Raw genomic sequence first — 22,805 nt, 5'->3', positions numbered from 1 at the left:
TTGACATGGAAGTATTATTCAAATCTGTAAAAGAACTTGTCGCCTTAGCAGAATCGAGTAGTAAGCCGATTTCGGAAATTATGATAGAACAGGAAATGCTTCTTTCACGACGAACACGTGAAGAAATTATCGCACAAATGGATAATAATTTGACGGTAATGGAAGAGGCTGTGGAAAAAGGACTACAGGGCGTTCAATCGACGTCAGGTTTAACAGGTGGAGACGCTGTTTTAATTCAAAAATATATGGCTTCAGGCAAGTCCTTATCAGGTGATTTAATATTAGATGCGGTGAGTAAGGCGGTTGCAACCAATGAAGTAAACGCTGCGATGGGAACAATTTGTGCAACGCCTACAGCGGGAGCAGCGGGTATTGTACCGGGAACGCTATTTGCAGTGAAAAATAAACTGAATCCAACGAGAGACCAGATGTTAAATTATTTATTTACAACGGGTGCATTTGGATTTGTCGTAGCTAACAATGCGTCTATTTCAGGTGCAGCGGGTGGATGTCAAGCAGAAACAGGATCTGCAGCTTCTATGGCTGCAGCTGCAATCGTTGAAATGGCTGGAGGAACACCACAGCAAAGTGCTGAAGCTTTTTCGATTGTCATGAAAAATATGCTTGGGCTCGTTTGTGATCCAGTTGCGGGGCTTGTTGAAGTACCTTGTGTGAAACGGAATGCAATGGGAGCTGCAAAGGCGCTTGTCGGGGCGGATATGGCACTTGCTGGCGTTGTAAGTCGTATTCCAACAGACGAAGTGATTGATGCAATGCACCGAATCGGACAATCTATGCCGTCAGCTTTACGGGAAACTGCCAAAGGGGGACTCGCAACAACGCCAACAGGAAAGGCACTGGAAGCAAAAATATTTGGTGGGACGAAAGAAAACAGTGACCACATTCCTTCATCATGACGTAAAAACGATTAAAGGGATTGGGCAAAAGGCGAGCGAGCAACTTGAAAAACTTGGCATTTACACAATTTCAGATTTAATTATGACATTCCCGTATCGGCATGATGATTTTACGTTAAAGGATTTGGCTGAAACGCCGCATAACGAAAGAGTGACAGTTGAAGGAAGGGTCGAAAGTGAGCCTTCAGTTCAATTTTTCGGAAATAAACGATCACGCCTACAAGTTAGATTACTTACGGGTAGGCATCTTGTAAAAGCCGTCTTTTTTAATCAACATTATTTAAAAGACCGAATGATGCCGGGCAATATCGTGACGGTAACCGGAAGATGGGATCGTGGACGACAAACGATTAACGTAAGCAATTTTTCAGTAGGACCCAAAGATGAAGATGCAAACTTCGAACCTATCTATAGCTTAAAAGGTGTGATGCACCAAAAAACTTTCAGACGTTTTATGAGAAGTGCGCTAGATGGTATTGGAGATGGAGTGGAAGAGTCATTACCAGCCGGCCTACTTGAAGCGTATAAATTACCGAATATTAAAGAAGCACTCGAAATGATTCATTTTCCTCTAAGTCCTGCACATATGAAACACGCAAGAAGGCGTTTTGTTTATGAAGAACTTCTGTTATTTCAAATGAAAATGCAAGCGATGAAAAAGGTAAGAAAAGAAGCGGAAAGAGGCATGCCGATAAACTATGATCTTGATAAAGTAAAAAAGTTTATCGCGTCGTTGCCCTTCGAATTAACAAATGCACAAAAAAGAGTTGTGAATGAACTTTGTGCTGAACTTAAAAGTGAAGTGCGAATGAATCGGCTCCTTCAAGGAGATGTAGGTTCAGGGAAAACAGTTGTTGCGGCGATAGGTCTCTATGCGGCCATTACTGCTGGGTTTCAAGGGGCGATGATGGCCCCTACAGAAATTCTAGCAGAACAACATGCAACTTCTCTTGCAGAGTGGCTGGAACCCTTTAACGTATCTGTAGCATTTTTGTCAGGTTCAACAAAAGGGAAAGCGCGAAAGCAACTGCTTGAAATGCTCGAAGAAGGAAAAATTGACTTACTGATTGGTACGCATGCGCTTATTCAACCAGATGTTATATTTAAAAATTTAGGGTTTGTCATTACGGATGAGCAACACAGATTTGGTGTTGAACAGCGACGAGTCCTTCGAGAAAAAGGCATAGACCCCGATGTCTTATTTATGACTGCTACGCCGATTCCACGAACGTTAGCCATTACGGCTTTTGGTGAAATGGATGTATCGATATTGGATGAATTGCCAGCTGGTAGAAAAGAAATTGAAACGCATTGGTTGAAAGAAGATGCTTTACAGCCGGTTTTGAGAAAAATGGCAAGCGAGCTACAGAAAGGTCGCCAAGCATACGTAATTTGTCCGCTTATTGAAGAGTCCGACAAACTTGATGTGCAAAATGCTGTAGATGTCTACAATCAATTAACGGTATATTTTCAAGGCAAATTTAAAGTAGGACTCATGCATGGGCGTCTTCATCCAGATGAAAAAGATCAAATTATGCATGAGTTTAGTGAAGGTGCAATCGATGTCCTAGTCTCTACAACAGTTGTTGAAGTAGGCGTAAACGTACCAAATGCAACATTTATGTTAATTTATGATGCGACGCGCTTTGGTTTATCTCAACTCCACCAATTAAGAGGACGTGTCGGCCGAGGTGCAGAGCAATCCTATTGTGTGCTTTTAGCAGACCCGAAGACAGAAGAAGGTAAAGAACGAATGCATTCAATGACAGAAACAAATGATGGATTTGTTTTAGCTGAAAAGGATCTGGAGTTACGAGGGGCCGGCGACTTTTTCGGTAAAAAGCAAAGCGGACTCCCTGAATTTAAAATGGCCGATCTTGTTCATGATTACCGGGCACTTGATACAGCAAGGAAAGATGCTGAACAACTTCTGGCATCTGAAGAGTTTTGGAGTTCAGAGGAATACCGTGTTCTAAGAGAAAATCTAGAACAGTCGGGCGCTTTAAGTACCGATCGAATGGATTGATAGTCGATTGTACCGAACCTCTGTGTGTGCGTTTGATTATGGAAGATAGGCAGATTTATAAAACGATTCAAAGTAGCGGGGGCATCTTCTTTCTCCGCTACTTTTTGTTTTACAAAAATATTTATTATGTGCATTTATAAATTTCTTGCATTCTGATACCTCTCTTTATATACTGATATTAGTACCAAGTGCTAAATCGGAAGGTGAAGTATGTGCGAATGCCTAAGAAAGAAAGGCAACTACGTCTGGGGAAATTGATAGAAGAAAATCCATTTGTAACAGATGAAGACCTTTCCAAACATTTTGAGGTTAGTGTTCAAACAATCCGATTGGATCGACTTGAATGTGGAATTCCGGAATTACGTAAACGTTTGAAGCAAGTCGCTACACAGACAATGGCCGGAGAAGTAAAGTCTTTAGGGTCAGATGAAGTGATTGGCGATATTATTGATATTAAACTCGATGCTAGCGCCATCTCGATTTTTGATGTGACTGCGGACCATGTTTTTCAACGAAATGGAATTGCTAGAGGGCATCATTTGTTCGCACAAGCAAATTCACTAGCTGTTGCGGTCATGGATGATGACCTGGCATTGACAGTTAAATCCAATATTGAATTTCTTAAACCTGTCAAAGCCGGTGATAGAGTTGTTGCACGTGCAGAAGTAATCAAGGAAACTGTAAAAGAGAGACGTACCTTGGTTAAAGTAGAGTCAACTGTAGGTGATGTTCTTGTATTTACAGGACAATTCTATATGTACCGCACGACGGATAAGAAGCAGGAGGATAAACAATGATTATTGCTTTAGATGGAATGGGTGGCGACCATGCGCCAGGCGAGATTATTCAAGGTGCATTGGAAAGTTTGAATGAATTTACAGATATACATATACATATTTATGGTGATGAAGAAAAGATGGCGCCTTATTTACAAAAGCATGAACGTTTAAAGGTCATTCATTGTGCGGAAGTTATTGAGCCAGATGATGAACCTGTTCGTGCAATTCGCCGAAAAAAAGATGCGTCGATGGTACGCATGGCGCAAGCAGTTAAGGAAAATGAAGCGAATGCGGGCGTTTCGGCGGGAAACACTGGAGCACTCATGGCGGCAGGCCTATTTATTGTCGGTAGAATTGATGGGATTGAGAGACCAGCACTTGCACCGACGCTACCAACAGTAGACGGCCAAGGCTTTGTTATGCTGGATCTCGGTGCAAATGCTGACGCGAAGCCGGAGCATCTTGGTCAATATGCCGTAATGGGAAGTATTTACGCAGAAAAAGTTCGCAGCATTGCAACGCCTCGAGTTGGGCTGTTAAATATTGGGACAGAAGAAGGCAAAGGAAACGAATTAACGAAAGCAGCGTTTGATATTCTTTCGGAAGCGCCTATCAACTTTATTGGAAACGTTGAAGCCCGTGATCTATTAATGGGAGCGGCCGATGTAATTGTAACAGACGGCTTTACAGGCAATATGGTATTGAAAACAATTGAAGGAACTGCACTTGGCTTTTTCACAATGCTTAAAGAAGTGTATATGTCCTCGATGAAAACTAAACTATCTGCTGCACTTGTGAAGAACGAGTTAGGCGGATTGAAAAATAAAATGGATTACTCCGAATATGGCGGTGCAGGGTTATTTGGCCTAAAAGCTCCAATTATTAAAGCGCATGGCTCGTCAAATGCCCGTGCAATTTATAATGCAATTCGCCAAGCAAGAACAATGGTGCAATATGAAGTGACAGAAACGATTCATGAAACGATTGGGAAGGGGTTAACAAAATGACGAAGATTGCTTTCGTATTTCCTGGACAAGGTTCTCAGAAAGTAGGAATGGGTACTGAGTTAGTAGAGAATCATGAGCAGAGTAAAGAGTTTTTTACGAATGCTGACCGTGTACTAGGCTTTTCATTAAGTGAACTAATTGAAGAAGGGCCTCAGGAAGAATTGACAGTTACTTACAATGCGCAACCTGCATTGTTAACTGTAGGCGCGATGATTGCGAGTCGCTTAAAAGAAGAAGGAATTCAACCAGATTATACAGCAGGCCATAGTCTTGGTGAGTATACAGCGCTCGTAGCTTCAGGTGTTCTTACGTTTGAAGAAGGTGTATTAGCTGTTCATAAACGTGGTTTGTATATGAATGAAGCAGTACCAGCAGGTGTTGGTGCGATGGCGGCTATCCTTGGATTGGATGCTGAAACGGTATCCGAAATTACGAATAAGATTACAGAGAGCGGGGATGCTGTACAACCAGCGAATTTGAACTGCCCTGGCCAAATCGTCATTTCCGGAACGAAAGCAGGCGTTGAAAAAGCTTGTCACGAATTAAAAGAAGCGGGAGCTAGAAGAGCCATTCCGTTAGATGTGAGTGGTCCATTCCACTCTTCGCTTATGAAGCCGGCTGCTGAGAAACTTAAGGCGACGCTTGATGAAATTACAATGCATGACGCAACACCACCAATCATTGCGAATGTTAATGCGGAGATTGTTGAGGATAGCAACCAGTTAAAGGATTTACTCGTCGAACAGTTATATTCTCCAGTACGTTGGGAAGATTCTGTTCGAACAATGCTAGAAAATGGTGTGACACATTTTATCGAATGTGGGCCAGGTAAAGTGTTGAGTGGCTTAATTAAGAAGATTGATAGAAAAGCAACCGTGTTATCGGTTTACGATGAGCAATCATTAGCGGAAGTATTGGAAGCTTCGAAAGGGTGGTCAAAGTGAGTAGATTTGAAGGGAAATCAGCAATCGTCACAGGTGCTTCGCGCGGTATTGGGCGTGAAATTGCACTTCAGTTAGGGCGTGAAGGCGCTAAAGTAGTGGTCAACTATAGCGGCAGTAAAGAAAAAGCAGAAGAAGTTGTTCAACTAATTCAAGAAGCAGGCGGAGAAGCATTTGCAATCCAAGCAGATGTGTCTAACGCGGATAGTGTGACAAACTTAGTGGACGAGACAATTGCAACATTCGGTTCAATTGATATACTTGTAAATAACGCTGGAATTACAAAAGATAATTTGCTCATGCGAATGAAAGAAGACGAGTGGGATGATGTCATTGACATTAACTTAAAAGGCGTTTTCCTCTGCACGAAAGGTGTTACACGTCAAATGATGCGCCAACGTGCAGGTAAAATTGTCAATGTTGCTTCCATCGTTGGTGTTTCAGGAAATCCAGGACAAGCAAATTATGTGGCGGCAAAAGCAGGGGTAATCGGATTAACGAAGACGTCAGCGAAAGAATTGGCATCACGTAATATCTATGTCAATGCAGTAGCGCCAGGATTTATTACAACAGAAATGACCGATGCATTAAGCGAAGATGTAAAAGAACAAATGCTTGCGACGATTCCATTAGCGAAACTAGGGAATGCTGAACATGTCGCTAAGACTGTGTTATTCTTACTATCGGAAGACGCAGATTATATTACAGGACAAACCATCCATGTTGACGGCGGAATGGTGATGTAAGTAGTGAAGGGGAGCGCCTTTCACATAGTTATATCCAGTTTCGAAGCCTATGCTTTTACTATCCAGCTTCAGCGCCTAGAGACTCGGGTCATAAGTCGTTTCGGCTGTGCGGCAAAGAGCGCCGCTTCGCCAAACCGCCTTATGCCTGTCGTCTCTGACCAGGCGCTTACGCTTTTACTTAATCATTGAGGGGAGGTGACAAATTTGGCAACAGTAACTGAACGAGTAACTAAAGTAATCGTAGACCGTCTAGGTGTCGATGAAAGCGAAGTTAAAGCAGAAGCATCTTTCCGTGATGATCTCGGTGCAGATTCACTAGACGTAGTTGAGCTTGTAATGGAATTAGAAGATGAGTTCGATATGGAGATTTCTGATGATGATGCAGAGAAAATTGCAACTGTCGGCGATGCAGTTTCATATATCGAAACAAAAGTGAACTAATTAGAAGCTAATGCAATTTAGCTGAGGCGCTTTTATCCTTTTCCTTTGAAATGGATGGAAGCGTCTCTTTTTTACTTTGCAACTGGTCGTTGAAAAAGGTAAAATTATATACATTACGTAGGAAAGGCAGAATCGTTCTTATGACAAGTAAACGTACAACAACGAATCCTAAAATGATCCTTCCACAAACAGTTCGAAAAGACTTTGAGGAATTGCAACGAAAACTTGCGATTCAATTTGAGGAAGTGTCACTTTTATACAATGCATTTACGCATTCATCATATGTGAATGAGCATCGAAGAAAAAAATATACGGATAATGAGCGACTTGAATTTTTAGGGGATGCAGTGTTAGAGTTAGGTGTTTCCCAGTTTCTTTATACGACTGAACCTACGATGAGTGAAGGTGAATTGACAAAGTTAAGGGCTGCAATTGTTTGTGAACCAGCACTTGTTTCCTTTGCGAATGAACTTGAATTTGGTCGTTATGTTCTTTTAGGTAAAGGGGAAGAACAGACAGGTGGAAGAACACGTCCGGCTCTCTTAGCAGATGTTTTTGAAGCTTTCATCGGTGCGCTATACACTGATCAAGGCATGGAAGCAGTAACCGCATTTCTTGAAAAAGTAGTATTTCCAAAAGTAAGTGTCGGTGCTTTTTCGCATGTGATGGATTATAAAAGTCGGTTACAGGAAATTGTCCAACAAACGAATAATGGACAGCTTCATTATGAAGTAGTAGAGGAAAAGGGCCCTGCCCATGCAAAAGTATTTATCACTGTTGTACAGTTAGATGAAGAAACACTCGGTACCGGAAAAGGTAGGTCGAAGAAAGAAGCAGAGCAGGAAGCGGCCCGACATGCAATTGCAGAACTTAAGAGCTAGCAGGTTGAGGAGAAGATTTAGATGTTTTTAAAAAGGCTTGAAATAATAGGGTTCAAATCATTTGCAGAACGTATAGGTGTAGATTTCGTGCCAGGCGTTACAGCTGTCGTCGGACCCAATGGTAGTGGAAAAAGTAATATTACCGATGCGATCCGTTGGGTATTAGGCGAACAATCGGCGAAATCTTTACGTGGTGCCAAGATGGAAGATGTGATTTTTGCGGGGAGTGATTCTAGAAAGCCACTTAACTTTGCAGAAGTCACGTTAATTCTTGATAATAGTAAAGGTTTGTTTCCCCTAGATTACACTGAAATTAGCGTTACGCGACGTGTCTTTCGCTCTGGTGAAAGTATTTATTTATTAAATAGGCAGCAATGCAGATTAAAAGACATTACGGATGTATTTATGGATTCTGGACTTGGGAAAGAAGCATTTTCGATTATTTCTCAAGGACGCGTCGATGAAATCTTAAATAGCCGTCCGGAAGATCGCAGAAATATTTTTGATGAAGCTGCAGGCGTATTAAAATATAGAACAAGGAAACGTAAAGCAGAACATAAACTGTTTGAGACATCAGATAATCTCGACCGCGTGCTTGATATATTAAAAGAACTTGATATTAGAATAGAGCCGCTTAAAGAACAGGCTGAAGCGGCTAAAAAGCACGCGGAAATCTCTGGAGATGTTCGAGAAGCGGATATATTACTACTCAATTACGATGCCAGAAAGTTACATGAAAAATTGCGAGAAAAGTTGATAGCCGTAGAAAAACAACGTGCGGAAAAAGAAGTATTAGCTGAGGCGATAGAAAAAAATGAAGTTGAATCTTCCGCGATAAAAAAGCTACTGGATCAGCAAGAGGAAAAATTTGAATCATTGCAACAAAAACTTGTCCAAGTAAGCGCAGAAACTGAAAAGTGGGAAGGTAGGCGTCTCTTATCCGTCGAGAAGGAACGAAATGCTAGTTTACAAATCGAACGGGTGCAGACTGAATTTACGAGCGCAAAAGCTGAACAGGCGGATTTAGAAGAAAAAATAAAAGAATCCTATAATAATGTAACTGTCCTAAATAAAGAATATGAAGAAGTAAAAGCGGAGATAAAAGACACATCTCAAATGTTGACTCGCTCTGTTAAAGAAACTGAGCATGAGATTGAAGAGTTAAAGTCATCTTATATTGACGGACTTAATGAAGAAGCGACCATTCGAAATGAACTAAAGCATATCGAGGAACGTCTATTGGGGGAAAAAACATCTTCTCAGAAAATTAATGAGCAGACGGTATCCTTAAGAAATAGATTAGAAGCGTTAAATGCGGATAAGAAACTTAAAGTACAAGCATTAGACCGTATAAAGAAATCAGCAAAAGAAGCATCAAAAAACTATACAAACGATGCAATTGAATTAAAAAAGCATGAAGATGATTTAAGAAGTAAACAAGAGCTACTTCAAAAAGCTCATAATAAACAACATGAAATGCAAGGCCGTTTACGTGCGTTGCAAAGCTTAGAGGCGGATTTCTCAGGGTTTTATTCAGGTGTAAAAGAAGTACTTGTCGCACGTGAAGCTGGAAAATTAGTCGGTATAGAAGGTGCTGTAGCCGAACTAATCACTGTTGAAAATGATTATGTTAAAGCGGTTGAAACAGCACTCGGTGGAGCTATGCAGCATATCGTAACCTCTTCCGAAGTGAATGCTAGAAAAGCAATTGGTTATTTAAAAACACAAAACAAAGGAAGAGCGACATTTCTTCCGTTAGATGTGATGCGTTCTCGAAAAATCCAACAATCTACTATCCAAACGATAGCCCAACATCCAGAATTTGTCGGGATTGCTGATGGACTCATTCGCGTCGAACCGACTTATAAAATCATTGCTGAAAATTTACTAGGAAATGTTCTTGTTGCTTCATCCCTCGCCGGAGCTTCCGCGATTGCTAAGGCTTTAAATTATCGTTACCGTGTTGTAACTTTAGATGGCGATATTGTGAATGCGGGTGGATCGCTCACGGGTGGTGGCGCTCAAGGTCGTTCCTCAGTATTTTCTAGAAGGGCTGAACTTGAAACGTTAACAAAACAAGTTGAGCAAATGTCTGCCTCTATTGAAAGAGGGAACAAATCGATTAGTGACACGAAATTGAAAGTCGCTGAGTATATGCAGAACGTAGAGCATTTCCGCAAACAATCTGAAGCTTTACAACTAGAAATGGCCACTGCCGAAGCAGATGTCCGTGAATGCGATATGGCCATACATACTGTTAAAAGCGAATTAGAAGCAGTTGAGATTGGTCGAATTGGAGCTGAAACAGCTGGTTCGGAATTAATGGACAAGAAAAATGAACTGGAAACAGCTCATGCAACGTTAAAAAAGACGCTTGAATCGTTACAAGCAGAAATTACAAAGCTAGAACGTCTTGCTAGAGATTGGCGAAATGAAGAAGCCGCACTTACGGCCCAGTTAACAGAACTCCGGGAGCGAGCGGCAATTTTACGTGAACAACTTTCCTACCAAAACAGAGCGATAACAGATATGGAAGCGTCCAATCAGGCTTCGATTGATAAAATGAACTTGTTACAACAAGAGTTAGAATACTTAACAGATGAAGAGCGAGAACATGTAACAGCTGAAGAGATAGCCGCACAAATTGAGCGTTCAGCAAAAGATAAACAACAAATTGAAAAATCGATTGCTGAAGTGAGAAAAAGTCGTTCAGAAATTGTCGTTCAAAAAAATCATCAAGAAACACATTTACGCCAACTGCGCGATCATGCAGAGAAACTAAATGCGACACTTCATGAACAAACCATTGAGTTATCCCGACTTGAAGTGACTTATGAAACGATTACTCAAAAATTGCTTCATGAATACGGGTTACGACCAGACGATGAATTAAGTTTAGACTTTGATGAACAAGAGAAACGCAATCAATTGGCTAGATTAAAGCAAGAAGTTAAAAGTATAGGCCCCATTAATCCAAGCGCAGTGCAAGAGTATGAAGAAGTGTCTGAACGTCATCAGTTTTTAACTGCACAGCGTAATGATTTATTAGAGGCGAAAGAGACTTTGCAAGAAGCGATGTCGGAAATGGATCATGAGATGAGTATCCGTTTTTCAGCAACATTCGATGCCGTGCAAAATCAATTTAGACATGTGTTTAAAGAAATGTTCGGAGGCGGAAATGCTGACCTGATTCTTACAGATCCGACTGATTTACTGCATACGGGTATTGATATCGTTGCTAGACCGCCAGGCAAAAAGATGCAAAACTTAAGTCTTTTATCTGGCGGAGAAAGGGCGCTTACAGCGATTTCGCTACTATTTTCCATCATAGAAGTGCGTCCTGTGCCGTTTTGTATATTAGATGAGGTTGAAGCCGCACTTGATGAAGCGAATGTCATTAGATATAGCAACTATTTAAAAAAGTTCTCAGATAAGACGCAGTTTATTGTCATCACGCATAGGAAAGGTACAATGGAAGGCGCAGATGTTTTATATGGAATTACAATGCAAGAATCAGGCGTTTCCAAACTAATTTCCGTTAAATTATCGGAAGTACCCGAAGAAGTGATGATGTAATCAGAAGAGAGGGGTTAGAAAATGTCATTTTTTAGAAGGTTAAAAGAAAAGATTACTGGAACGAACGAAGCAGTTACTGAAAAGTTTAAAGAAGGACTGACGAAAACACGCGACCAGTTTACATCTAAAGTTAATGATCTTGTCGCTCGGTTTAGGGAAGTGGATGAAGAGTTTTTTGAAGAACTCGAGGATCTACTTTTACAAGCAGACGTTGGATTTGAAACAGTTATGGAACTTATTGATGAATTAAAACTTGAAGTGCAAAGGAAAAACATCAAAAATACGGAGGGCATCCAATCTGTTATTTCTCAAAAACTTGTAGAGATTTATAAAGCGGGTGAGGAGAGCAATGGAGAGCTCAATTTACAAGAGGAAGGATTATCCGTCATCTTAATGGTCGGTGTAAATGGTGTTGGGAAAACTACGACGATTGGAAAGCTAGCTTCTCGTTTTAAAGCAGAAGGTAAATCTGTCATGTTAGCAGCTGGAGATACGTTCCGTGCGGGGGCAATCGATCAATTAGTCGTATGGGGTGAGCGAACAGGGGTAGAAGTCATTCGCCAATCTGAAGGCTCAGACCCGGCGGCAGTTATGTACGATGCAATTCGTGCAGCCAAAAATCGAAACGTTGATATTTTAATTTGTGATACGGCAGGCCGACTTCAAAATAAGGTGAACTTGATGAATGAGTTGGAAAAAGTGCATCGTGTCATCGATCGTGAAGTTCCTGGGGCTCCCCATGAAGTATTGCTTGCGCTAGATGCAACGACAGGCCAAAATGCACTTGTTCAAGCACAAACATTCCAAGAGGCAACTAATGTATCAGGGATTGTGTTAACGAAACTTGACGGTACAGCAAAAGGTGGAATTGTCTTAGCAATCAAAAATAAGTTAAATATTCCAGTGAAGTTTGTCGGCCTTGGCGAAGGTGTCGATGACTTACAACCGTTTGATCCAGAGAAGTATGTCTATGGATTATTTGCTGAAGGGCTCGAACAAGAGGTTGAGGAAGAAGACAAGTAAAATAGCTTGACAGCATGAAGAGTTCATACTATGCTTTACGTTGGAATAAAAAGTTGAGGTGGCAAAAATGTCGCTCGTAAAAACGACACGTGTTAACTTCCTTTTTGATTTTTATCAATCACTTTTGACAGATAAGCAGAGAACATATATGAAATTATATTATCTGGAAGACTTGTCACTAGGGGAAATAGCTGATGAGCACAATGTATCTAGACAAGCGGTGTATGATAATGTTCGACGGACGGAAGCAATGTTAGAAGACTATGAACAAAAATTAAATTTGTTTTCCAAATTTCAAAGGCGATTAGAAATCATTGAAAAGATGGAGAAAATGTTAGTAGATGAATCAGCTCAATCAGAAGAGATAAAGCGTTTATTGGACGCATTAAAAGATCATGAGTAGGAGGCGTCGCCATGGCATTTGAAGGATTAGCTGAGAGGCTACAAGGAACGCTCCAAAAAATTAGGGGCAAAGGGAAAGTCAACGAAGCAGACGTTAAAGAGATGATGCGTGAAGTTCGTTTTGCACTTATTGAAGCGGACGTTAACTTAAAGGTCGTTCGTGAATTCGTAAAAAAAGTAAGTGAAAAGGCTGTTGGGCAAGATGTGTTAAAAAGCTTAACGCCTGGACAGCAAGTTGTAAAAATTGTTCAAGATGAATTAACGAATTTAATGGGTGGCGAACAAGAGCCAATCCAATTCGCTAGAAAAGCACCAACCGTTATTATGATGGTCGGTTTACAAGGTGCCGGTAAGACGACAACTACCGGAAAGCTTGCTGCATTATTACGTAAACGTCATAATAAAAAGCCGCTCCTTGTTGCAGCAGACGTTTATCGACCGGCCGCAATTCAGCAATTAGAAACACTTGGCAAACAATTAACGATACCAGTGTTCTCGCTGGGAACGGATATTTCGCCTGTGGACATTGTAAGGCAAGCGTTGGAACAGGCAGAAAAAGAACATCATGATGTTGTCATTGTCGATACAGCAGGTAGATTGCATGTTGACGAAACATTAATGCAAGAACTTAAAGATATCCAAGAACTGGCCACTCCTGATGAAGTCTTTCTTGTTGTCGATGCAATGACGGGGCAAGATGCTGTCAACGTAGCGCAAAACTTCAATGAGACAGTTGGAATTTCTGGTGTTGTGTTAACGAAACTTGATGGTGATACAAGAGGTGGAGCTGCGCTTTCAATCCGTTCTGTAACAGAGAAACCGATTAAATTTGTCGGGGTTGGTGAACACATGGATGCCCTTGAACCATTCCACCCAGAAAGAATGGCTTCGAGAATCCTTGGGATGGGTGATGTTATGTCACTTATTGAAAAAGCCCAAGCAAATGTGGATGAAGAAAAAGCGAAGGAAATGGAAGAGAAATTCCGTACCCAGACCTTTACGCTTGATGATTTCTTAGACCAATTACAACAAGTGAAAAAAATGGGTCCGCTTGATGAGTTATTGAAAATGATGCCAGGTGCCAATAAAATCAAAGGCTTGGAAAATGCTCAAGTAGATGAGAAGCAGATGGGACGCGTTGAGGCAGTTATCCAATCGATGACGCCTGCGGAACGTACTACACCCGAAATTATTAATGCAAACAGACGTAGACGTATTGCAAAAGGATCGGGTACATCTATTCAAGAAGTAAACCGTTTGTTAAAACAGTTTAACGATATGAAGAAAATGGTTAAACAGATGACAAATATGCAACAAAAAGGAAATAAACGTATGAAAATGCCTGGTCTCGACTCTTTTTTTAGGTGAGAAACGATGATTTGAAAATAATTTTAAGGTGTTAAGAGAAAACACTTTACAAACACAAAAAAGCTTGTTAATATAAGTTCTTGTGTGAAACTATTCGGAGGTGCAATAAAAAATGGCAGTTAAAATTCGTTTAAAACGTATGGGAGCTAAGAAAACTCCTTTCTATCGTATTGTAGTAGCAGATTCACGTTCACCACGTGACGGTCGTCAAATCGAGACAGTTGGAACGTACAATCCACTTACAAGCCCGGTAGAGTTAAAAATCGATGAAGAGCTAGCGCTAAAGTGGCTACAGAACGGTGCACAACCATCTGACACAGTGCGCAACCTGTTTTCTGACCAAGGCATCATGGAAAAATTCCATAATGCTAAACATGGTAAATAATCAGGAGGGGTAGACATGAAGCAGCTGATTGAAACGATTGTTAAACCATTAGTCGATTATCCTGACGACGTTCAGATAACGATGGATGAACGGGAAAGCAGAGTTACGTATAAACTTTCCGTTAATGCCGAAGATATGGGTAAAGTAATCGGAAAGCAAGGACGCGTTGCGAAAGCAATCCGCACGATTGTTTATTCAGCAGCAGGCAGTCACCACGGAAAAAGAGTTTTTGTCGATATTATAGATTGATATTGAAAAGGAAGGAGCTTAAGGTTCCTTCCTTTTTAAAATTTATTTAACAGTTTAACTTGAATCAGCAGGGAGTTTGAACTCCCTGCTGATTCAAGTTAAGCCTCCGGCGGATGTCAGGGATTTTGAAAGGAGTTAAGGAAGGCAACCTAAGAGCGCCGCGTCCTGCGGCAACGGTTGCATGACCAACATCGTGTTGGCCTCAATTCAAAATCCCGACGCAATTACGCCGAGGCGTAATTGATATAAGGAAGGTGTAAATGATGAACTGGTATAACGTAGGAAAGATTGTCAACACGCATGGTGTTCGCGGAGAGGTCCGTGTAATGTCCCGTACAGATTTTCCTGAAGAGCGATATGCAATTGGAAGTAAATTAGGGCTTTTCTTACCTAAAAGTAAACAACCTATCCACTTAACTGTAGCAACACATCGAAAACATAAAAATTTCGATTTACTAACGTTTGAAAACCATTCAAATATCAACGATGTAGAAAAGTACCGCGATGGTATCTTAAAAGTGTCAGAAGAGCATCTTGGGGAGTTAGATGAGCATGAATTTTATTATCATGAAATCATCGGTTGCAATGTAGTTGATCTTGAAGGTAGAGAAATTGGAAAAGTTACCGAGATCATTTCTACGGGGGCTAATGATGTTTGGAGTGTGAAGCCTGAAACTGGAAAGACACATTATATTCCATACATTGAGGACGTTGTCAAAGAGGTCGATATCGACAATAAAAAAATTGTGATTGATCCCCTTGAAGGATTGTTATCATGATGAAAATAGATATTCTTAGTTTGTTTCCGGAAATGTTTGAAGGAGTTTTACATTCCTCGATCATGAAAAAAGCGCAAGAAAAAGAAGCGGTCGAGTTTGGTGTTACAGATTTCAGGGACTACTCAGAGAATAAACATCGTAAAGTGGATGATTATCCGTACGGCGGCGGGGCAGGAATGGTATTGAAACCTGAACCGTTATTTGCAGCGGTAGAAGCTGTTACGGAGGAAGTAACAGCCAAACCACGCGTTATTTTATTATGTCCGCAAGGAGAACGTTTTTCTCAAAGAAAAGCGGAGGAATTGGCAAAAGAAGAGCATTTAATATTTGTTTGTGGACATTACGAGGGGTATGACGAGCGAATTCGGGAAGAGCTTGTGACGGATGAAATCTCCCTTGGAGACTTCGTTTTAACAGGTGGAGAAATTGCAGCGATGGCCATTGTTGATAGTGTTGTCAGGCTTTTACCGAATGTACTCGGCAATACAGAGTCCTCTGTACTAGATTCTTTTTCAACTGGTTTATTAGAACATCCTCAATATACTCGCCCCGCGAATTTTAAAGGTCTAGAAGTTCCGGAAGTTTTGCTTTCTGGAAACCATGCAAAAATTGAACAATGGCGAGAAGAACAAGCTTTAATTCGTACCTATAAAAGACGAAAAGACTTGTTGAAAGAAGCCCCATTAACCGAGCATCAAAAAAAACTTTTAGCTGAATTAGAAAGTAAAGATACCGAACTCTAATTTAAGTGGAGTACCCTTAAGTTTTTAATTGACTCAGATATTGAAAAAATAATTAGATTCTATTGCACAAGGCAGCGATTCATGTTAATATCTACTATGTGCTTCTATGTGAAGTACATATTTTACTGATGTTCCGCTGCGATGTAAGGGTGCAAGAGCATCTGTGGAGAAGGAGAGAATAAAATGCAAAACATTATTGCAGAAGTTACAAAAGATCAGCTTCGTACAGATTTACCGAAATTCCGTGCGGGAGACACAGTTCGTTTGCACGTAAGAATCGTAGAAGGAACGCGTGAGCGTATCCAAATTTACGAAGGTGTTGTTATTAAACGCCGTGGTGGAGGAATTAGTGAAACTTTCACAGTTCGTAAAATTTCTAACGGAGTAGGCGTTGAGCGTACATTCCCTGTACATACGCCAAAAATCGAAAAAATTGACGTTGTTCGTCGCGGTAAAGTACGCCGTGCAAAACTGTACTACCTACGCAGTCTACGTGGAAGAGCTGCACGTATCAAAGAGATTCGCTAATAACAAACAGACTCAGGAGGCCCAGTATTTGGCCTCCTTTCTTTTTGCCTCTAGTAAGAATAAAATGTATAGTATAAATTGTAGACACGGGAGGCTTTGATATGAACGATAAAAAGAAGAAAAATGAAACTTGGGAATGGATAAAAGCACTTTTAATTGCATTCGGTTTAGCGGCAATTATTCGAGTATTTTTATTTACGCCAATCGTAGTAGATGGCGTATCCATGATGCCGACTTTAGCGGATGGAGATAAAATGATTGTTAATAAAATTGGTTATACAATCGGGAAGCCTGATCGATTCGATATTATCGTGTTTCATGCACCTGAACAAAAAGATTATATTAAGCGGATTATTGGCCTTCCGGGTGATGAAATTGAATATCGCGACGATGTGCTATATGTTAACGGGCAAGCGATGGAAGAACCTTATCTAGATAAATACAAAGCAGAATCGGAGGAGCTACCGCTTACAGAAGATTTTATGCTTGAAGATAAAATTTCATCAAAAGTTGTCCCAGAAGGACATGTATTTGTATTAGGCGACAACCGAAGAAAAAGTAAGGATTCGCGTCATATTGGAGTGGTCCCAATCGATGAAATTATTGGAAAGACAAAATTTGTCTTTTGGCCAATGAAAGACTTTGGATTCGTTGATTGAGAGGAGAGAAAAACATGACAATACAGTGGTTTCCAGGCCATATGGCAAAAGCACGTAGAGAAGTAACTGAAAAATTGAAACTTGTCGATATTGTATTTGAGTTAATCGACGCAAGATTACCTTTATCTTCGAGAAATCCAATGATTGATGAAGTGATTCATCAAAAGCCTAGGCTGCTTATTTTAAATAAAGCAGACCTAGCAGATAACGCGGAAACAACTAAATGGATTCAGTATTTTAAAGAACAAGGAATGGATGCAGTAGCCATCAATTCATTCCAAGGGCAAGGCTTGCAAAAGGTTACGAAAACTGCCAAAGAAATCCTTGCACCTAAAATCGAACGCATGCAAAGCAGAGGCATTCGACCGGGTGCAATTCGTGCAATGATTGTTGGAATTCCTAACGTTGGAAAGTCAACATTAATTAATAGGTTAGCAAAAAGAAATATCGCTAAAACAGGGAATACCCCTGGGGTAACACGAGCGCAACAATGGATAAAGTATGGCAAAGAATTAGAGTTACTAGATACGCCTGGTATTCTATGGCCAAAATTTGAAGATCCAGTTGCGGGCTATAAACTTGCATTAACAGGTGCAATCAAAGATACCTTGTTAAATATGGATGACTTAGCATTATTTGCGCTTCGCTTTTTAGAAGGACATTATCCTGAACGACTCAAGGAAAAATACGGACTCACGGAAATTGGGGAAAGTCCTGATGAAATTATAGCTGTGTTCGATCATATTGGCCAGCTGCGGAATGTCATAACGACTGGTGGAGAAATCGATTATGATAAAGTATCTGAACTAATTGTCCAAGATGTTCGCAATGAACAACTAGGGAAATTAACATTCGATCTCACGGAAGAATTGCATTAAAAATCGGGTTGGCTTATCGGTTTTAACTTTAAGTGTTTCCCGAAATACATAAAAGAGTGGCAACATGCTACTCTTTTTTCTGTTTCAATAATTTATTCATGTTGACTCTTTCTTAATAAAAGAGTCGAATGTTCGATAGTAAATATAAGAAAAGATAGTAAAGGTGATTACATGCAAACAGTGAAGGATATAGAAGCGTTATTAAAAGAAATAGAGGAACCGACAGCATGGTTGAAGGAACTTGAAAATGACGAAAGAGTCGGTGTGAAGAAAGCCTTGAACCGTTGGTATGTGAATTATCAAAAACGACTAAAAGTCTTAGCGTCGTATGAGCAAAAAAAAGCCTTTGATGCGTCGTATAAGCCGTTTAAACAAGCGTATGTCGCAGGGGTTGATGAAGCCGGGAGAGGCCCTTTAGCGGGTCCTGTCGTCACAGCAGCGGTAATATTGCCGGAAGATAGCGAAGCTTTAATAGGTCTTGATGACTCAAAAGCAATTTCAAAAGCAAAGCGAGAACAGCTTGCTGAAACGATTAAAGAAATCGCCATCGCCTATTCAATTCATATTCAACCTGCTACTGTGATTGACGAATTGAATATATACTCAGCGACTAAATTATCAATGGAAAAAGCTGTTGAAACATTATCTGTTTCACCGGACTTTGTTATCGTAGATGCCATGCAGTTAACGGGTCATTACCGGACTGAATCCGTCATCAAGGCAGATGCTCAAAGTCTAGCTGTTGCAGCAGCGTCTATCCTAGCGAAAACGACGAGAGATACTTATATGGACGACATACATACTGAATTTCCCATGTATCAATTTGCAAAAAATGCAGGGTATGGTACTGCGGAACATGTCGAGGCATTAAAAAAACACGGTCCATGTATTCACCACCGAAAAAGCTTCGAACCAGTAAAGTCATTATCAAAAGTGTAAAGCGCCGTCTAGCCCCGACAGGCACAAGCCGGCTTGCGAGGAGGGGAACTCCAGCCACCCCAGCGAGATGTCTTGTGACCCGAGGGGCTGGCGCTTGCATTTGTAAACAAAATTGCGGGTAGAAAGGGAGAGGGGGTTGTCCATGCCATTTATGAATTCAATTGGCACACAAGTTGCTACGCAAAATAATGTCAATAAACCGCTTGTCTTAAATGAAGGGCAAATGATTCATGGACGAATCAGGCAGTTATTTCCAGGCCAACTAGCTGAAGTTCAAATAAGTGAGCAGAAAATGGTTGCGAAGCTAGAAGTGCCGATGCGGGCCGGAGATTCTTATTATTTTCAAGTGACGTCAATTAATCCCGAAGTGCAATTAAAAATCATTTCAGGTCCAACAGATTCTCAGGCTAATCCTGGACGGCAACTACAGAGCTTAATGCAGGCAATGCATTTACCTAAATCTCCTGAGATGACAACTCTCCTGACATTTGTTTTGAAAAATAATATACCGATGACACGAGAAAATTTATTGCAAGCAGTTCACTTATTGCAAATGACACCTTCAACAAATCAACATGAGGCATTGTTATCCATTCGACAAATGATTGAAATAAAATTACCGCTTACTGAGTCACTATTCCGATCCCTATTAGGTGTAGCGACTAAAGAAGGATTACACTCAGTGGTAAACGCTTTTAAGGCGGCGCTGTTAAAGGACTCTTCTGTCGGATCACAAACTAGGGCATCGGTCATTCAAGTGCTTAATCAAATAGAAAAGCCTTTTGCACTTGCAACGAGTCACGCATTACTCGGTCAATTATTACAAGTTTTAGTAGATAATGAGCAAGATGCGGCGCTACGTTTTTCAGTTCTCCAGCTATTAAAGGAATCTACCGTTCTTCCTAGTCAAACGTCACTGCCCAATTTGTCAAGCACACTCGCTTCGCTATTCACGAAAAGTTCTGATAGGCAATCAATAAACCATGCGGGTTCTTTGTCAGCGAGGGTGGAAAACTTAGTGAAGTTTATTTCAGAACAGCCATTACTTTCAATTGAACAGAAAGGGAAGCTAATCTCAGTAATCCACCAAGCCTATGATTCGAATGAATGGAGTCCTAAGGTCATGCAGAGATTTGCCAATGCTTTACTACAAATGATTGGTGAAAATTTATCAACGAACCCTATTCAATTCGCGAACCAGAAGAGTCGAGATCTTATGGCCCTTTTTGGCGATGATGAACGAGCGGTCGATACTGGAAAGGTGGCCTCGTTGTTACAAAATGCAGAACGATCTAACAATGTTGGGATTCAAAAGCTAGTCCAGTTAGCCGAAACATCAGTCTCAAATGCGATAGATGGGAAAGTGATGAAAGAAACAATTCAAACCATATTTCGCTCATTAGGGTTTAATTATGAGGCGTTATTACTTGGAAATGAGGTGCAATTTGACCGACTCCTACAGTCATTAAAACCTCAGCTGCTTACCATCATCAACGATCCTAATGTAACAAATACAGTCCGTAAATTTGCAGAACAGCTAGTTTTTAGAATGAATGGGCCGGCATTAGCATCTGTTGAGCAAGGCGTTAATCACCAACTGATTATGCAACTTCCGCTCGTATTTTTTGGCAAAAAAATTGATGCAACGCTGCAGTGGAATGGGAGGATGAGAGACAATGAAAAAATTGACGCAGACTTTGCAAGGATATTATTCTATTTAAACCTTCATTCATTACAAAAAACTGTAGTGGATATGCAGGTTCAAAATCGAATTGTTACGGTTACAGTATATAATGAAGACTCGACATTACCAGAGATTGGACAACCTTTGCAAGAAAGGTTAAGGGATGGTTTAGAGTCAGTTGGTTACCAACTTTCTGGCGTCTTCTTTAAAAGTTTTATAGTCGATAAAAAAAGTAGTCAGCCATTGAAAAACGTCACCGCATACGATGAGGGAGGGGTTGATTTTCGAGTATGACAAATAATAGGTTTGAGCGAAAAGAAGCCATTGCACTGTCATATGATTCGAGTGAATCAGATGCTCCAAAGGTTGTCGCAAAGGGTAAAGGGAAAATCGCGGAAAACATATTAGCTAAAGCGTTAGAACACGATGTTCCGATACAAGAAGATGCAAGTTTAGTTGAGTTACTTGGGCAATTAAATATCGAGGAATCTATACCTGAAGAACTTTATCAAGCGGTATCTGAAGTGTTTGCTTATGTCTATCAAATTGAGAGAGAGCATGAGTTGGAAAACGCTAAAAGATTATGACGACTTTTGACATTCGGTAGTCATATGTAGACATTATATGACATGTTTACTACAATAGATATGGTAGTAGATTAAGAGTTACAAGTTTGATTGGAGGATGTAAGATGAATATCCATGAATATCAAGGTAAACAGCTTTTACGTAATTATGGTGTAGCTGTTTCAAACGGAATTGTCGCGTTTTCACCTGAAGAAGCAGTTAAAGCAGCGAAACAACTAGCGACTGACGTATTCGTTGTAAAAGCACAAATCCACGCGGGTGGCCGAGGCAAAGCCGGTGGGGTTAAGATAGCAAAAAATCTTGACGAAGTACGTGCATATGCAAAAGAATTACTTGGTAAAATTCTCGTAACTGAACAGACGGGTCCTGAAGGTAAGGAAGTAAAGCGCTTACTAATCGAAGAAGGCTCAAACATTGAAAAAGAATATTACATAGGCCTTGTATTGGATAGTGCAACTGATCGTGTCGTACTAATGGGATCTGAAGAAGGTGGCGTTGATATTGAAGCGGTTGCAGAAGAAACGCCTGAAAAGATCTTCAAAGAAATCATCGATCCAGTCGTTGGATTAACTGGATTCCAAGCACGTCGTATGGCATTCAACATGAACATTCCTAAACATCTTGTTAACAAAGCAGTGAAATTTATGTCAGGTCTATACAACGTTTTCATCGATAAAGACGCATCAACAGTGGAAATTAATCCTCTAGTTGTTACGGCAGAAGACGACATTTTAGCACTTGATGCAAAGTTTAACTTTGATGAAAGTGCATTATATCGTCATAAAGATATCGTAGAACTTCGTGACTTTGACGAAGAAGATCCAAAAGAAATCGAAGCATCGAAATATGACCTCAGCTATATTGCACTTGACGGAAATATCGGGTGTATGGTAAATGGCGCCGGCCTTGCGATGGCAACGATGGATACAATCAATTATTACGGCGGGTCACCAGCTAACTTCCTAGACGTTGGTGGTGGTGCAACAGCTGAAAAGGTTACAGAGGCGTTCAAAATCATCCTTTCAGATGAAGCGGTAAAAGGCATTTTCGTCAATATTTTCGGTGGAATTATGAAGTGTGACGTTATCGCAGAAGGTGTTATTACAGCTGCGAAAGAAGTTGGTCTTCAAGTCCCATTAGTCGTACGTCTAGAAGGTACGAATGTTGACAAAGGAAAAGAATTACTGAACGAATCAGGACTTAACATCATCGCTGCTGGTTCAATGGCAGACGGTGCACAAAAGATTGTTGAACTCGTAGGCTAAGA

The 22,805-nt window shown here is 40.6% G+C and carries 23 protein-coding genes; all 23 read left to right on the top strand.

The genetic code is table 11. The annotated features are described in order from the left end of the window. Window positions 1-5 precede the first annotated feature (5 nt). The 23 genes from sdaAA (at window position 6) to sucC (ending at window position 22,803) form a co-directional block, all read left to right on the top strand. Window positions 6-917 carry an L-serine ammonia-lyase, iron-sulfur-dependent, subunit alpha gene (sdaAA, locus tag AB1H92_RS10055; protein WP_243835598.1) on the top strand — a complete coding sequence of 304 codons (912 nt, stop codon included), beginning with the start codon at window positions 6-8 and terminating at the stop codon, window positions 915-917. Further along, entirely contained in the window at window positions 877-2,943 is a 2,067-nt protein-coding gene (gene recG, locus AB1H92_RS10050; protein ID WP_243835804.1) for an ATP-dependent DNA helicase RecG, read from the top strand. Before sdaAA ends, recG begins: the two co-directional genes overlap by 41 nt. Before the next feature lie 212 nt (window positions 2,944-3,155). After that, window positions 3,156-3,740, top strand: coding sequence for a transcription factor FapR (gene fapR, locus AB1H92_RS10045; protein WP_115360426.1), 585 nt, complete (start codon window positions 3,156-3,158; stop codon window positions 3,738-3,740). Continuing rightward, the gene (plsX, locus tag AB1H92_RS10040) at window positions 3,737-4,729 is read left to right on the top strand and encodes a phosphate acyltransferase PlsX (protein ID WP_115360427.1); all 993 of its coding nucleotides are present in this window, start codon (window positions 3,737-3,739) and stop codon (window positions 4,727-4,729) included. Before fapR ends, plsX begins: the two co-directional genes overlap by 4 nt. Continuing rightward, window positions 4,726-5,673 carry an ACP S-malonyltransferase gene (gene fabD, locus AB1H92_RS10035; RefSeq protein WP_115360428.1) on the top strand — a complete coding sequence of 316 codons (948 nt, stop codon included), beginning with the start codon at window positions 4,726-4,728 and terminating at the stop codon, window positions 5,671-5,673. Before plsX ends, fabD begins: the two co-directional genes overlap by 4 nt. Then, the gene (gene fabG / locus AB1H92_RS10030; protein WP_115360429.1) at window positions 5,670-6,416 is read left to right on the top strand and encodes a 3-oxoacyl-[acyl-carrier-protein] reductase; all 747 of its coding nucleotides are present in this window, start codon (window positions 5,670-5,672) and stop codon (window positions 6,414-6,416) included. Before fabD ends, fabG begins: the two co-directional genes overlap by 4 nt. Window positions 6,417-6,620: 204 nt before the next feature. Further along, complete coding sequence (locus AB1H92_RS10025) at window positions 6,621-6,857, top strand: acyl carrier protein (RefSeq protein ID WP_115360430.1); 237 nt, start codon at window positions 6,621-6,623, stop codon at window positions 6,855-6,857. A gap of 140 nt (window positions 6,858-6,997) precedes the next feature. Further along, window positions 6,998-7,738: a ribonuclease III gene (gene rnc, locus AB1H92_RS10020; RefSeq protein WP_115364047.1), complete on the top strand. Its 741-nt coding sequence runs from the start codon at window positions 6,998-7,000 to the stop codon at window positions 7,736-7,738. Window positions 7,739-7,759: 21 nt separating this feature from the next. After that, a complete protein-coding gene (gene smc / locus AB1H92_RS10015) occupies window positions 7,760-11,314 on the top strand; it encodes a chromosome segregation protein SMC (RefSeq protein WP_134268502.1) in 3,555 nt (1,184 codons plus the stop codon). A gap of 21 nt (window positions 11,315-11,335) precedes the next feature. After that, window positions 11,336-12,337, top strand: coding sequence for a signal recognition particle-docking protein FtsY (gene ftsY / locus AB1H92_RS10010; RefSeq protein ID WP_115360431.1), 1,002 nt, complete (start codon window positions 11,336-11,338; stop codon window positions 12,335-12,337). A gap of 67 nt (window positions 12,338-12,404) precedes the next feature. Further along, entirely contained in the window at window positions 12,405-12,740 is a 336-nt protein-coding gene (locus AB1H92_RS10005) for a putative DNA-binding protein (RefSeq protein WP_115360432.1), read from the top strand. 11 nt (window positions 12,741-12,751) lie between these two features. Continuing rightward, window positions 12,752-14,107 (top strand): signal recognition particle protein, encoded by a 1,356-nt coding sequence (gene ffh, locus AB1H92_RS10000; protein WP_115360433.1) that lies wholly within the window; start codon window positions 12,752-12,754, stop codon window positions 14,105-14,107. A gap of 112 nt (window positions 14,108-14,219) precedes the next feature. Beyond that, a complete protein-coding gene (rpsP, locus tag AB1H92_RS09995; RefSeq protein WP_075528446.1) occupies window positions 14,220-14,492 on the top strand; it encodes a 30S ribosomal protein S16 in 273 nt (90 codons plus the stop codon). A gap of 15 nt (window positions 14,493-14,507) precedes the next feature. Next, complete coding sequence (locus tag AB1H92_RS09990) at window positions 14,508-14,741, top strand: KH domain-containing protein (protein WP_115360434.1); 234 nt, start codon at window positions 14,508-14,510, stop codon at window positions 14,739-14,741. A gap of 263 nt (window positions 14,742-15,004) precedes the next feature. Then, window positions 15,005-15,520, top strand: coding sequence for a ribosome maturation factor RimM (gene rimM / locus AB1H92_RS09985; protein WP_115364048.1), 516 nt, complete (start codon window positions 15,005-15,007; stop codon window positions 15,518-15,520). After that, a complete protein-coding gene (gene trmD / locus AB1H92_RS09980; protein WP_115364049.1) occupies window positions 15,520-16,263 on the top strand; it encodes a tRNA (guanosine(37)-N1)-methyltransferase TrmD in 744 nt (247 codons plus the stop codon). Before rimM ends, trmD begins: the two co-directional genes overlap by 1 nt. 183 nt (window positions 16,264-16,446) lie before the next feature. Further along, the gene (rplS, locus tag AB1H92_RS09975; RefSeq protein ID WP_115360435.1) at window positions 16,447-16,791 is read left to right on the top strand and encodes a 50S ribosomal protein L19; all 345 of its coding nucleotides are present in this window, start codon (window positions 16,447-16,449) and stop codon (window positions 16,789-16,791) included. Window positions 16,792-16,892: 101 nt separating this feature from the next. Beyond that, entirely contained in the window at window positions 16,893-17,450 is a 558-nt protein-coding gene (gene lepB / locus AB1H92_RS09970; RefSeq protein WP_115360436.1) for a signal peptidase I, read from the top strand. 14 nt (window positions 17,451-17,464) lie between these two features. Further along, window positions 17,465-18,328 (top strand): ribosome biogenesis GTPase YlqF, encoded by an 864-nt coding sequence (gene ylqF / locus AB1H92_RS09965; RefSeq protein ID WP_115360437.1) that lies wholly within the window; start codon window positions 17,465-17,467, stop codon window positions 18,326-18,328. 171 nt (window positions 18,329-18,499) lie between these two features. After that, window positions 18,500-19,267, top strand: coding sequence for a ribonuclease HII (locus AB1H92_RS09960; RefSeq protein ID WP_115360438.1), 768 nt, complete (start codon window positions 18,500-18,502; stop codon window positions 19,265-19,267). A gap of 142 nt (window positions 19,268-19,409) precedes the next feature. After that, entirely contained in the window at window positions 19,410-21,245 is a 1,836-nt protein-coding gene (locus AB1H92_RS09955) for a hypothetical protein (protein ID WP_115360439.1), read from the top strand. After that, entirely contained in the window at window positions 21,242-21,538 is a 297-nt protein-coding gene (locus tag AB1H92_RS09950; protein WP_115360440.1) for an EscU/YscU/HrcU family type III secretion system export apparatus switch protein, read from the top strand. Before AB1H92_RS09955 ends, AB1H92_RS09950 begins: the two co-directional genes overlap by 4 nt. Window positions 21,539-21,642: 104 nt before the next feature. Next, on the top strand, window positions 21,643-22,803 hold the full coding sequence (sucC, locus tag AB1H92_RS09945) for an ADP-forming succinate--CoA ligase subunit beta (RefSeq protein ID WP_115360441.1): 1,161 nt from the start codon (window positions 21,643-21,645) through the stop codon (window positions 22,801-22,803). Window positions 22,804-22,805: the final 2 nt, after the last annotated feature.

Source organism: Sporosarcina pasteurii (assembly GCF_041295575.1).
GTDB lineage: Bacteria > Bacillota > Bacilli > Bacillales_A > Planococcaceae > Sporosarcina > Sporosarcina pasteurii.
Note: the sequence above shows the minus strand (reverse complement) of the source record. Positions and strands in the feature narration are given on the sequence as shown.